General features: G+C 64.3%; 14 protein-coding genes and 1 pseudogene. 11 read left to right on the forward strand and 4 right to left on the reverse strand.

The annotated features are described in order from the left end of the window. Positions 1 to 68 precede the first annotated feature (68 nt). The 6 genes and pseudogenes from ACSZPK_RS18740 (at position 69) to ACSZPK_RS18765 (ending at position 5781) form a co-directional block, all read left to right on the forward strand. Positions 69 to 965: pseudogene (locus ACSZPK_RS18740) on the forward strand (bestrophin family protein). Positions 966 to 1228: 263 nt separating this feature from the next. Beyond that, positions 1229 to 3199 (forward strand): AAA family ATPase, encoded by a 1971-nt coding sequence (locus tag ACSZPK_RS18745; protein ID WP_437883036.1) that lies wholly within the window; start codon positions 1229 to 1231, stop codon positions 3197 to 3199. A 112-nt stretch (positions 3200 to 3311) separates the two neighbouring features. Further along, positions 3312 to 3593: a peptidylprolyl isomerase gene (locus ACSZPK_RS18750; protein WP_437883037.1), complete on the forward strand. Its 282-nt coding sequence runs from the start codon at positions 3312 to 3314 to the stop codon at positions 3591 to 3593. 148 nt (positions 3594 to 3741) lie between these two features. Further along, entirely contained in the window at positions 3742 to 4572 is an 831-nt protein-coding gene (locus ACSZPK_RS18755) for a class I SAM-dependent methyltransferase (RefSeq protein WP_437883038.1), read from the forward strand. 69 nt (positions 4573 to 4641) lie between these two features. Then, positions 4642 to 5184 carry a GNAT family N-acetyltransferase gene (locus ACSZPK_RS18760; RefSeq protein WP_437883039.1) on the forward strand — a complete coding sequence of 181 codons (543 nt, stop codon included), beginning with the start codon at positions 4642 to 4644 and terminating at the stop codon, positions 5182 to 5184. A gap of 72 nt (positions 5185 to 5256) precedes the next feature. Further along, positions 5257 to 5781, forward strand: coding sequence for a hypothetical protein (locus ACSZPK_RS18765; protein ID WP_437883040.1), 525 nt, complete (start codon positions 5257 to 5259; stop codon positions 5779 to 5781). Positions 5782 to 5784: 3 nt separating this feature from the next. Here ACSZPK_RS18765 and ACSZPK_RS18770 read toward each other — a convergent pair whose 3' ends face one another. Next, on the reverse strand, positions 5785 to 6591 hold the full coding sequence (locus ACSZPK_RS18770) for an inositol monophosphatase family protein (RefSeq protein ID WP_437883041.1): 807 nt from the start codon (positions 6589 to 6591) through the stop codon (positions 5785 to 5787). Between the two features lie 168 nt (positions 6592 to 6759). Here ACSZPK_RS18770 and ACSZPK_RS18775 point away from each other — a divergent pair, with 168 nt between their 5' ends. Beyond that, positions 6760 to 7899, forward strand: coding sequence for a zinc-binding metallopeptidase family protein (locus ACSZPK_RS18775; RefSeq protein WP_437883042.1), 1140 nt, complete (start codon positions 6760 to 6762; stop codon positions 7897 to 7899). A 32-nt stretch (positions 7900 to 7931) separates the two neighbouring features. Here the strand turns inward: ACSZPK_RS18775 and ACSZPK_RS18780 are convergent, their stop codons facing one another. From ACSZPK_RS18780 to ACSZPK_RS18790, 3 genes are read right to left on the reverse strand one after another with little or no spacing between them, the layout of a single operon-like run. Next, complete coding sequence (locus ACSZPK_RS18780; protein ID WP_437883043.1) at positions 7932 to 9278, reverse strand: ATP-binding protein; 1347 nt, start codon at positions 9276 to 9278, stop codon at positions 7932 to 7934. Then, positions 9275 to 9952 (reverse strand): response regulator, encoded by a 678-nt coding sequence (locus tag ACSZPK_RS18785; RefSeq protein WP_437883044.1) that lies wholly within the window; start codon positions 9950 to 9952, stop codon positions 9275 to 9277. The genes ACSZPK_RS18780 and ACSZPK_RS18785 overlap by 4 nt, the downstream gene beginning before the upstream one ends. Positions 9953 to 10009: 57 nt before the next feature. After that, positions 10010 to 10612: a hypothetical protein gene (locus ACSZPK_RS18790; protein WP_437883045.1), complete on the reverse strand. Its 603-nt coding sequence runs from the start codon at positions 10610 to 10612 to the stop codon at positions 10010 to 10012. 196 nt (positions 10613 to 10808) lie between these two features. Between ACSZPK_RS18790 and ACSZPK_RS18795 the strand changes: the two genes are divergently transcribed. The 4 genes from ACSZPK_RS18795 (at position 10809) to ACSZPK_RS18810 (ending at position 12520) form a co-directional block, all read left to right on the forward strand. Continuing rightward, entirely contained in the window at positions 10809 to 11510 is a 702-nt protein-coding gene (locus ACSZPK_RS18795; RefSeq protein WP_437883046.1) for a YebC/PmpR family DNA-binding transcriptional regulator, read from the forward strand. Positions 11511 to 11514: 4 nt separating this feature from the next. Beyond that, a complete protein-coding gene (locus tag ACSZPK_RS18800; RefSeq protein WP_437883047.1) occupies positions 11515 to 11700 on the forward strand; it encodes a hypothetical protein in 186 nt (61 codons plus the stop codon). Continuing rightward, positions 11697 to 12107, forward strand: a complete 411-nt coding sequence (locus ACSZPK_RS18805) for an NUDIX hydrolase (protein WP_437883048.1) — start codon at positions 11697 to 11699, stop codon at positions 12105 to 12107. The genes ACSZPK_RS18800 and ACSZPK_RS18805 overlap by 4 nt, the downstream gene beginning before the upstream one ends. A gap of 89 nt (positions 12108 to 12196) precedes the next feature. Next, positions 12197 to 12520: a DUF2025 family protein gene (locus tag ACSZPK_RS18810; RefSeq protein ID WP_437883049.1), complete on the forward strand. Its 324-nt coding sequence runs from the start codon at positions 12197 to 12199 to the stop codon at positions 12518 to 12520. The last annotated feature ends 64 nt before the right edge of the window (positions 12521 to 12584 follow it).

Here is a 12584-nt window from a genome sequence, read left to right on the forward strand (position 1 = left end):
GATCGAGCGGACGAACCTTTACCCGAGCGACCTGCTCGAAGCAATTCATTCCTGCGAAGAGCCCTGCCGTGTTCGATTCCCTGACCATCAGCTACCGATATCTCTTGAAAACGTTCGGTTACGTCGGCTGGGCCTTGTTCTGGCTGCTGTTGTGGGACATTGCGGTGACGGTCGACTACATGCTGTTTCTCGACCGCCGGATCGAACTGCCCTCGATGCCGTTGACCCTGCTCGGCTCGGCCCTGGTGGTACTGATCAGCTTTCGCAACAGCAGCGCCTACAACCGCTGGTAGGAGGCCCGCACCCTGTGGGGCTCGATGGTCAACAGCTCACGCAGCTTCGCCCGCCAGGCGCTGACCCTGATCGACGACAATGGCGTGACCAATCCGGTCAAGAGCCTGTTGCTGCGCCGCCACGTGGCCTATATACGCAGTCTTTCCGCGGCCTTGCGTGGAGAGCCCTGCGCTGACGAACTGCAATCTTTCGTCTCCAGCGGCGAATTCGAGCGGCGCCATATCAGCAACAACTTCGCCAACGACATCCTCAATGGTTCGGCGGCGTTGCTGGCCCGGGAATACAAGAGTGGCCACCTGGACAGCATCCGCCTGGCGCGCCTGGAGTCGACCATGGTCGACCTGTCCAACGCCCAGGGCGGCCTGGAGCGCATCGCCAACACACCGCTGCCCTACCCTTACGTGTATTTCCCCCGCCTGTTCCTGAGCCTGTTCTGCCTGATCGTGCCGATCGGCCTGGTGGAAACCCTTGGCTGGTTCACACCACTGGCCTCGACCGTAGTGGGCTTCATGCTACTGGCGGTGGAACGCATCGGCAGCGATTTGCAGAGCCCGTTCCAGGACAGCGAGCACCGCATCCAGATGGACAGCATCTGCGAGACCATCGAACGCAACCTGGAGTCGATGCAGCGCGATGCGCAACTCGACAACGATGGGCGCTGGGCCGACTGATCGCCCACCCGCCTCCAATCCCCGTGTGCGGCCCGCGCAAGCGAAACGCAGACACCCCGGCCTGCGTTCCCACGACATGACAGACGGTCGTGCCGTTCGTCCCTGGGCGCTTAACGCCGGCGGTCATCCGCCGATAATCCCCCCGCGTGCCGATCACCGTGCCAAGAACCTCGTTTCTTCCCGGTGGCCATCGCGAGCGGAGCTCGATGCCGCCTGGGTCGCCCAGCCATGGGTGTCGATAGTTCGCATGTTTCAGGACCGTCATGAAGAAATCCTTTGTCGCCCGCCACCGCCGCGCCCTCGGCGCCATCCTGCTATGCCTCGTCGTCAATGCGGCTGCGCTCGCCTGGTTCTGGGGCTCCAGGCAACCCGTGGTCGCCCCGGCAAGGGATATTTCGGCCAGCATGCTGCAAGAACTGAAACAGTCCACCGCGCCCTGGAGCGAAAACCGCCGCGACCTCTCGACCCTGGTCAGCGACATGCGCGACGGCCGTATCGCCAGCGCCGCCCTGAGCGACGAAGCGATCTACATCTCCACCCATGATGGCCGGCGCTACTGGCTGGCCGACCAGTCCGGCCGGGTCGGCCAGATGCTCCTGCGTGACTACGGCAATGCCGGCGCCGCGCTGTTCCCGGTCGCCCTGTTCGATACCGACGGCGAAGCACCGTGGTACCGCGCCGTGCTGCAGCAATGGCCGTTGCTCCTGCTGCTGTTCGCTGGACTGCTCTTCGCCATCTGCAAGCTGCGCCCGCAACAACCACTGAGGCAGGACACCGGCATCAGCTTCGCCGACGTTATCGGTGCCAGCGAAGCCAAGCTGGCCCTGCAGGACGTCACCGCCTACCTGCGTGATCCGGCGGCGTTCAGCGCGCTTGGCGCCCGCCCGCCGCGCGGCGTGTTGCTGACCGGCGAGCCCGGCACCGGCAAGACCCAGTTGGCCAAGGCCCTCGCCAGCGAATGCAACGCCAGCTTCATCCAGGTCACCGGCAGCGATTTTTCGTCGATGTACTTCGGCGTCGGCATCCACAAGGTCAAATCGCTGTTCCGCAGCGCACGCAACAATGCGCCGTGCATCGTTTTCATCGACGAGATCGACGGCATCGGCCGGCGTGGCGAGCAAAGCCGCTCCAGCGACGCCGAGGGCAACCGCATCGTCAACCAGTTCCTCACCGAACTGGACGGCTTCGCCCCCGACAGCGGCGTACTGGTGCTCGGTGCCACCAACTTCCCCAACTCGCTGGACCCGGCCCTGGTCCGCGAAGGCCGCTTCGACCGCAGCATCGCCGTGAGCCTGCCGAGCCTGAGCGAGCGCGAGCAGTTGTTCCAGCTCTATGCCGGCAAGGTCAAGACCGCTGGCGCGGTGGACTTCGCCCAACTGGCACGCAACAGCGTCGGCCTGACCCCGGCGGCCATCGCCTACATCGTCAACCACGCCGCCCTGCTCGCCGCCCGCGGCCAGCAACGGCAGGTGGTGATGCAGCACTTCGTCGATGCCCTGGAGACCTGCCGCATCGGCGAGCAACCCAGCGGAGTCAGCGTGCTCTCGGAAAGCGACCGCACCCGCATCGCCGTGCACGAAGCCGGCCACGCCATCGTCGCCGCCGCGCTCAACTGCGGTCGCGTGGAAAAGGTCACCATCCTGCCGCGTGGCCAGGCCCTGGGCGTGACCCTGGTCACGCCGGTGGAAGACAAGCGCCTGCACCTGGAATCCGAACTGCGCGCGCGCATCCAGATGCTCCTGGCCGGGCGCAACGCCGAGCAGTTGTACTTCCACGAAGTGTCCTCCGGCGCCGGCCAGGACCTGCACGAGGCGAGCAAGCTGGCACTGTCGATGGTCGGGGCCCTGGGCATGGGGCCGAAAGGCTCGCTGCTCAGCCTGCAAGCGGTACGCGACGCCCACCTGGACAGCGACCCGCGCGAAGCCCTGGAGGCCGCCGACGACCTGCTCAGGCAGCTCGACCAGGAATGCCACGCCCTGCTGCTGAGCCTGAAGCCAGCCCTGGACCACATTGGCGAACGCCTGCTGCAGGAAGAAACCGTCCCAGGCGAAGACGTGGTGGCCGCCGTGGCACCGTTCATGAACGCCCTGCCCGGCAAAGTCAGTGTGCTGCCTGGCCATACCCCGCATCTGGAGCGGGTCGCCGCCAGCGCCTATGACGGCCTCGATCCGCTGTTCGACCTGTCGCTGGTCGAGGAAGAAGACGAGCCGCACACTGGGCCGGGGATGATTTGAGGACCATCCGGTCGTGCAAAGACGTAGGCAACGCTGGCTGGCTCGCCAGCTATTCACCGCGAACGCCAGATTGCGGTAGGCTCGGCCCCTTATCAAATTAGGAGCAATGCCCATGGCCCGCGCCACCGCCCGTCACATCCTGGTTGCCACTGAAGACAAGTGCAACGAACTGAAAGCCGCCATCGAAGGCGGTGCCGACTTCGCCCAGGTCGCCAAGGACAACTCCACCTGCCCGTCCAGCCGTGACGGTGGCAACCTCGGCTCCTTCGGCCCGGGCCAGATGGTCAAGGAGTTCGACAGCGTGGTGTTCAGCGCGCCGGTCAACGTCGTGCAGGGCCCGGTCAAGACCCAGTTCGGCTACCACCTGGTGGAAGTCACCAGCCGCCAGGACTGATCTCATCAAACCTGACGGGGGACGATACGCCGCGCCCCGTCGGGTCTTTCCGCTCTTCGCGACGAGGCGCTCGCACCCCATGGCAAGTCGCGATGGATGGAGCGCCTGCGATCGCTCCGGTGACCTGCCATTTCGATGGAGACTCACCATGCTCAAACGTCCACTGCTCCTGGCCCTGATCGCCGGTTTCAGCCTGCCGCTGTTCGCCGCCACGCCCGATGGTTCCGTACACTTCAACGCCGACCAATACGCCACGGTACTCGCCGGTGATTGGCGCGCCCCGGAAAACCGCGCCCGTGACAACGCCCGGCATCCCCGGGAAACCCTCACGTTCTTCGGCTTGGCTCCCGGCCAGACAGTGGTGGAAATCACTCCTGGCAATGGCTGGTACAGCGAACTTCTGGCCCCGCTGTTGAAACCGCAAGGCCAGTACATCGCCGCGATCAAGACGCCAGACACGCCTTACGACAAGCAGGCCGGCGAATCGCTGCGCGCCAAGTTCGCCGCCGATGCGAGCCGCTATGGCAAGGCCCGCCTCATCGAGTTCGACGAAGCGGCGCCAATCCTCGGCCAGCCAGCCTCGGCCGACCTGGTGCTGACCTTCCGCAACGTGCACAACTGGACCGTGACCAACCATGCCCCCGCGATGTTCAGCGCCTTCTACAAGGTGCTCAAGCCCGGTGGCACCCTTGGCGTGGTCGATCACCGTGCCGCGCCCGGCAGTCGGTTCGAGGCCGTGCAAGAAAGCGGCTACCTGCCCACCGACTACGTGATCAAGCTGGCCACCGATGCCGGTTTCATCCTCGCAGGCAGCAGCGAGATCAACGCCAACCCGAAGGACACCAAGGACCATCCCGAAGGTGTCTGGACCCTGCCGCCGGCCCTGCGCCTGGGCGACAAGGACAAGCAGAAGTACCTGGCCATCGGCGAGTCCGATCGCATGACCCTGCGCTTCGTCAAACCCGCCCAGTCCAAATGAGCCGCTTCCGCGGTTGAAACGAACTGCCGCGATGGCCGATGCTTGGGCTCTTTTATAAGGAGCCCGGGCATGCAGCCACTGCCAACACTTGAAACGGATCGCCTGATCCTGCGCCCCATCGAACTCAGCGATGCGCCTGCGATGCAGGCTGTGTTTCCGCAGTGGGAGGTCGTACGCTATTTGAACGACCGGCTGCCCTGGCCTTACCCGGAAGATGGTTCGTTGCGCTTCCTCTGCGACGTGATGCTGCCTGGCATCGAGGCGGGCACGCAGTGGCACTGGAGCCTGCGCCTCAAGCAACGCCCCGAGCGGCTGATCGGCGTGATCAGCCTGCTGGACGACGAAGGCGACAACCGTGGTTTCTGGCTCGACCCGGCCAGCCAGGGGCAAGGCCTGATGCAGGAAGCCTGCGAGGCCACCTCGGCCTACTGGTTCGACGTGCTGCAAAAGCCATTGATGCAGGTCTCCAAGGCCGCCGGCAACTTACCTTCGCGGCGAGTATCCCAACGCGGCGGCATGCGTTTGATCGCCACCGGCGAACGCAGCTACGTGAGCGGACGTCATCCCTCGGAAACCTGGGAAATCACCCGGGAAGAATGGCTGAGCCGCTGACTTTCCCCTCTCGCCGCAAAACCGCTAGGCTTGGACCACGACGATACATCAGACTAGGGCCGGGCCATGTGCATGGATGGTTACAAGAAGATAGGCATTCTGTTCGCTCTCGGCCTGCTGGCCGGCTGCGCCAGCAAGGGCTGTGACGAACCCTTGAGCGGCGAAGCCTGCCGCACCGAGCAACTGCTCTATCAGAACGACATGCTGCAGGCGAAGATGCTGATCGCCTCGGGCGACATGGATAACTACGAGCTGGCCAACGCCCTGCTGGAACGAGCCAAGACCCAGGACAAGCGCGGCGAAGTGAGCTTCTACCAGGCCGTGCTGAAGATTCACGAAGGTCCGCAGGCCGACGAAGTGCTCGACCTGCTGGAAGAAGCAGCCAACGCCGACCAACCCTACGCCGTCGCCCTGCTCTACAAGATCTACGCCGAACCCTTCCTCATCGAGCAGGCTGATCCGCTGAAGGCCGAGCAATACCGCGCGCGCTACGCCAATCTGGACGTCGCCAAGAGCGGCTACCCCTCGTTCGAGAAAGCCTCCGCCCTGGTCAACGGGCTGGTCAGTCCGCCAAGCGACAACCAGGTCAGCGAGTAAGCCTCATTTGATCGAAGGACCGATCATTCCCGCCACCTGCTCGTAGACACCCGGGCAGGTCACCAGCAGCGGGTTGCCATCGAGCAGCCCGTTATCGGCGAAGAAGTCGTTGGCGACACCGCCCGCCTCCCTGAGCATCACCAGGCCGGCCAGGCAATCCCAACTGTAGATGCGGGTTTCGTAGTAGCCGATCAGCCGGCCAGCGGCGACATACGCCGTCATCAGCGCACCAGAGCCATTGCGGAAAAACATGCCGCCGGCATCCAGCAGCTTCTGCAAAAAGGGAATGAAGTTCTCCTTGCCGGGACGATGCGTCGTGCCCACGCCCATCACCCCGTCGCGCACATCCTGCGACGTGTGCACCTTCAGCGGCTTGCCATTGACGAAGGCGCCGTGGCCGCTGCGGCCCTGGAACAGTTCGCCGTGGTTAGGGTCGGCAATCGCCCCCAGCGCCGGCTCGCCATCGACCAGCAGGCCGATGGACACACACCAGTTGTGCAGGCCGTTGACGAAGCAGCGAGTACCGTCGATAGGATCGATCACCCAGATGCAACGGGCATCCAGGTCGCAGCTCCCCTCTTCCTCGCCGATGAAGCCATCCTCAGGGAACTCGCCGGATAGCTCGGCACGAATGAACGCCTCCAGCGACTTGTCGGCGATACTGACCACATCCTGGGGATCATCGCCCTTGTGATCCACCACCAGCCCCTCGCGTTCGCGATAGAACGCCATGCCACGCTGGGCCGCCTCCTGCGCCACGCGCCTGGCGGCCTGGTAACGTGCATCGAGGTCTGGAGTGGGCTGGGTCATGGGAAACTCCCGCGGGTAATGAATGAACCCGAGCATGATAGCCGGCATGGAGCGCCTGCCGGCTATCAGGCCCGCGAAAGAAATCCCTGGAACTGCCTGAGCCCCCGCGAACTCTAGGCTCTGTTGAGGTTTCCTCACGCTGAGGATTCATAACAATAAGGATTCGCCATGAACCGCTTCTTCGCCGGTCTCGGCCAACGCCTGAGCGACCCGGCCCGCGTACAACGCTCGAGCACGGAGAAATCCATCGGCCAATGCCGTTGCGGCCAATCGATCTTCTTTCGCAACAGCCAATGCCTGGCCTGCCATGCGCCACTCGGCTACGAACCGCAACGAGGGCGCATCGTCAGCCTGTCCCCCGGCGAGTTCCAGGACACCTGGCGGATCGATGGCGAGTTCAATGGCCCCCTGCTGCGTCACTGCGCCAACCTGCAGACCCCGGCCGGCTGCAACTGGCTGCTGCCCTATGACGGTGGCGCCCAGCTCTGCGTGGCCTGCGGCCTGAACCGGACCATTCCCGACCTTTCGGTGGCCGGCAATGATCGGCGCTGGCACAAGCTCGAAATCGCCAAGCGGCGCCTGGTCGCGCAACTGCTCGATCTCGGGCTCCCCGTGATCGCCAAGAGCGAGAACGAAGCGATGGGGCTCGCCTTCGATTTTCTCGCCAGCGATGCCGAAGAGCGCCCCATGACCGGCCACGCCAACGGGCTGGTCACGTTCAATATCGAGGAAGCCGACGACGAACGCCGGGAACAGGTTCGCGTACAGATGCACGAACCCTACCGCACCCTGCTCGGCCATTTCCGCCACGAAGTCGGCCACTACTACTGGGATCGCCTGGTTGCCGGCAGTGCCTGGCTGGAAGCCTTTCGCTACTGGTTCGGCGATGAACGCGCCGATTACGGCGAAGCCCTCCAGTATCACTACGAAAACGGCGCCCCGGCCGACTGGCAGACGCGCTTCGTCAGCGCCTACGCCACCATGCACCCCTGGGAAGACTGGGCGGAAACCTGGGCCCACTACCTGCACATGATGGACACCCTGGACACCGCCCTGAGCCTGGGCATGCGCGCCGGCGATATCGAGCTGGAATTCCAGCCCTTCACCCGCGAGGCCCTCTACGACCCGAACGACCCGCAGGCCGACGAGTTCCTGCTGTTCATCAACGCCTGGATCGAGCTGGCGGCGATGCTCAACGAACTGTCGCGCAGCATGGGCCAGCCGGATATGTACCCCTTCGTGCTGCCGGCAGCGGTGATCGCCAAGCTGCATTTCATTCACCGCGTGGTGACCCAAGGGTTCTCGTAGGAGCAGGGCCGTCGGCGCTTGCCTCGGATGGCTTACACCTGCGCAAAGCGCAGGCAGAAGCGTGCGCCGCCCAGGTGCGAGTCATCCAGGCTCAGGCTGCCGTCATAGCTTTCGACGATGTCACAGGCCACCGCCAGGCCGATGCCCTGGCCAGGGTGCTGGTTATCCAGGCGTTCGCCGCGACGCAGGATGTCCGCTCGACGGTGCGCGGGCACCCCAGGCCCGTCATCCTCGATCCACAGCTCGCACTGTCCAGCCTCATAGCGTCCAGTGATACACACCTGGCGCAGACACAAGCGATAGGCATTTTCCAGCAGGTTGCCAAGCAGTTCGAGCAGCGCACCACGCTCCACCGGCAGACTGAAGCCAGCCGCCAATTCACGCTGCACGTGCACGCGTTTGTCGCGATAGACCTTGTCCAAGGCATCGCACAGGGTGTCCAGCAACGGCGCCAGCGGTTCCCGGTGACGCACCAGGCCACTCTTGCGCAGGCTGGCGCGCTGCAATTGATAGTCGACCTGCTGGCTCATGCGTTCGATCTGCCCCTGCAGTACACGCACCGGCTCCTCGTTGCCTGGCTGGCCAGCCAGCGTCTCGCTGACGCCCTGCAACACCGCCAGCGGTGTCTTCAGGCTATGCGCCAGGTCGCCCAGGGAATCGCGATAGCGTTCGCGCTGGCGTTGCTCGCTTTCCAGCAGGCGGTTGAGCGAGCCGGTCAGGCGCAGCAACTCGCTGGGGTGCTCGTCGCTCAGGCGCGTGCCGGTGCCGGCCTCGATCTGGTCGAGCTCCCAGCGCACCCGGCGCAAGGCGCGAAAGCCCCAGGTCAGGCCGGTCCAGAGCAATCCCAGCAACACCAGCAAGGCGCCGCCGAGCCACAGGTAGAGCTGCTCGCGAAAGCCCTGCAGCAACGCGTGGAATTCGCTGACCGGTTGCATGGTGACGATGCTGTAGGCCGCCTCCTTGCCTTGCAGCAGCTTGATCTCGACGTCGAAGACGAAGAACTCCTCGCCAGCGCTGTCGCGGGCACGTTTGAACTCGTTGCCGCGACCGTCGTAGCGGGGTTGATAGTCGATGCGCTCATCGCTGGCGGACGTCGAACGCCAGACCAGGCGGCCATTCTGGTCGTAGATATAACCGAGCAGCCTGGCCTCCGGCAGGTTGAACGCCTCCACCGGCAAGCGCTGCGGCATGATCAGGTGGGCACCGTCCGTGCGCGCGGCCGAGACCAGGGTCGCCACGTCCGCCGCCAGGCGCTGTTCGATGGTGTCCTCCAGGGCAATGCTGAAGGCATGCTGCAGCGCCGGCAGCAGCGCCAGCATGAACAGCACCGCCAGCGCGGCGGCACCGAGCATCAGGCGGATGCGCAGGGAGCGGATCACCGGCAGCGCTCGGTGAAGATGTAGCCTTGGCCGCGCACCGTCTCTATCGGACGAAAGCCCGAGCCGGCCTCGATCTTGCGTCGCAGGCGACCGACCAGCACCTCGATGACATTGGCATCGCGTTCCTCGTCATCGGGGTACAACTGCTCGATCAGGCGCTCCTTGGTCACCACCTGCTGCTGGTGGCGCATCAGGTACTCGAGAATGCGGTATTCATAAGCGGTCAACGCCAGCGCCTGTCGTGCCAGGGATGCCTGGCGGCGATTGAGGTCGAGCGACAGCGGGCCGGCCTCGATGCTCGCCTGGGTGAACCCGGACGAACGCCTTAGCAGGGCATTCAGACGCGCTTCCAGTTCCTCGAATTGAAAGGGTTTGACCACATAGTCGTCGGCGCCGGCAGCCAGCCCTTCGACCTTGTCCTGCCAGTTGCCTCGCGCGGTCAGGATCAGAATGGGAAAACGCTTGCCCGCCGAACGCAACTCGCGGATCAGGTCCAGGCCGCTGACGCCCGGCAAGCCGAGATCGACCACTGCCAGGTCATGATGGTATTCCCTGACCCGGTACAGCGCTTCCTCGGCATTGCCCACCGCATCCACCACATGCCCCTGCTCACCCAGCCGGGTAGAGAGGTGATGACGCAGCAAGGCTTCGTCTTCCACCACCAGCAACTTCATCCGCCCACTCCACAGTCGCGCCTGCCCGGCCAGGTGGCCGGGAGGCTGCGGACAATCTTAGAACTTGTAGTTGGCCCCCAGGTAAAACTGCGAACTGCTGTACAGGTCCACCGAACCGAGCTTAGGGCCGTCGTGCTCGATCACGTCGGTGCTAGCGTTGGTGCGCAGGTAACGGTAGCCGGCTTCGAGGGAAGCGTCCTTGCTCAGTTCCTGCAGGATACCGGCCTGCAAGCCGGCAGCGTAGCCGACGTCGCTGTCATGGTGATAGCCGCTGCTGTCCTGGTCCAGCTTGGTCAGGCCCAGGGTGGCGCCGCCGAACAGCTTGGTGTTGTTGTCCCCCAGGGGCAGGAACGCGTCATAGCTGCCGAGCAGGTTCTGCTGGCGCAGCTTGTAGCCCGCGTGATCACCGGCCACGTACTGATAGGTCGCGTAGTAACGGCCACCATCATTCTGCTGGCCGAGACGGAGACCCCAGGTGTTGTCACGCTCGATGGCTTTGTCGAAGTCCGGATCGTTCAGGTTCTGGTTGAGGGCGTTGGATTTCTGGATATTGTCACTGGTGATGCCCCAGGTCAGGCCGGCGAAATTGTCGGCGGCCTGGGCCATGCTGGCGGAACCCAGGAGGCTGGCGGCCAGTGCGACAGGCTTGAGTAGTTTCATGCGGTTGCTCTCCAGGTGGTGCGTTGATTCGACGCCATCAAGGTAAGGGGCAAACGCTGAACACCGGCTGAATGCTTTCTGAACCGGCGCTGAACGGAACCGCGATGACCGCTCACGGCGCGCAGGGGTGCCAGATGTCGACGAAGCGACTAGAATCGCCTCCCTAATTCGAGGACTCACCAGCAAGAGAACGACCATGGGCGCACAGTGGAAAGCCAAACCGAAAGAAGCCGCAGCCAACGCCAGGGGCAAGATTTTCGGCCGTCTGGTAAAGGAAATCATGGTGGCCGCGCGTAACGGCGCCGACCCGGACATGAACCCCAAGCTGCGCCTGGCCGTGCATCAGGCGAAGAAAGCCTCGATGCCCAAGGACACCCTGGAGCGGGCGATCAAGAAAGGCGCGGGCCTGACCGGCGAGACCGTCAACTTCGAACGCACCACCTACGAGGGCTTCGCCCCGTACCAGGTGCCGCTGATCGTCGAGTGCCTGACCGACAACGTGAACCGCACCGTCGCGGAAATCCGCGTGCTGTTCCGCAAGGGCCAGATGGGGGCTTCCGGCTCGGTGGCCTGGGATTTCGACCATGTCGGCCTGATCGAAGCCTCCAGCGACAGTGGCGCCGATCCTGAACTGGCGGCCATCGAGGCCGGGGCACAGGACTTCGACGAAGCCGACGAAGGCAACACCCTGTTCATCACCGACCTGACCGACCTCGACGCCGTCAGCCGCGCCCTGCCGGAGCAGGGCTTCACCGTCAACTCGGCCAAGCTCGGCTACCGGCCGAAGAACCCGGTGAGCAACCTGACGCCCGAGCAGCTCGAAGAAGTCGAAGCCTTCCTCGAAGCCATCGACGCCCACGACGACGTGCAGGACGTCTACGTCGGCCTGTCCGCCTGACCTGATGAATCGCCAGGCCTTTCACCAGCAGCACGCCGCCCGCGCCGAAAGCGAGGCGCGGCGCCTGCTGGAACAACGAGCGCCGCTGGGCAACCGTTGGCTGGCCTGGGTCGCCACCGAACTGTACGGCCTGCGGCCGCCCGAGTATGCGGCGATGGTCCGGCGTGAACTGGAACGGCTGAAACCATGAACCACCTGCGTATCGCTGCCGCCTGCCTGTTCGACGACGACGGACGACTGTTGCTGGTACGCAAGCGCGATACCCGCTTTTTCATGTTGCCGGGCGGCAAGTTCGAAGCCGGCGAAAGTGCCCGCGAGGCACTGCGCCGCGAACTGTTCGAAGAATTGCACCTGCAATTGCCCAACGATGCCTTGCAGCCCCTTGGCCGCTACCAGGCGCCAGCGGCCAACGAGCCCGGCCTGCATATCGACGCCGATATCTTCGTCGCCCGCCTACCCCGGCCGGTCAGCGCCGCCGCAGAGCTGGAAGAGTTGGCCTGGCATGTCATGCATCAACAGGCCACGTGGCCACTCGCGCCGTTGCTGGTCGATCATGTGCTGCCGGCACTGGCAGGACGCGTCGATCCCATTCGTTGATCCGAGGCAACTCGATGCGGTTCGATCTCATTTAGGGTCCTGCAGATAGGCTGGCATCCCGCCCGGCCTGCCATCGCGAGATCACGCCCATGAGCATCACATCCGCCGCAATCTGCGTCGCCGCCGACGAACTGAAAGGTTTCGTCGGCTTCAATGCCAAGACCGGCCGCTACATCGTGCGCTTCAGCGAAGACTCCTTCGGCCTGGACATTCCCGACGGCAGCATCGTGCCGTGCAACGAATTCGTCTGGCTGCCATTCGAGGGCGACCTGATGACCCTCGACCGCTCGCGCCTGGCCCTCTTGTTCGAACAACATATCGACGATCGCTTGAACATCGGCGAACCGTTGCGCGTGTACATGCGCCGCAGCGACCTGCCGGCCATTACCGCGCAACGGCGGATCGTGGCCTGAGGCACACGCTTGTAGCTGCGCTAAGTTGCCGATCTGGCTTTCAGCATTCAGTCTGCGGCGATTG

This window comes from Pseudomonas sp. LRF_L74 (assembly GCF_965644255.1).
Lineage (GTDB): Bacteria > Pseudomonadota > Gammaproteobacteria > Pseudomonadales > Pseudomonadaceae > Aquipseudomonas.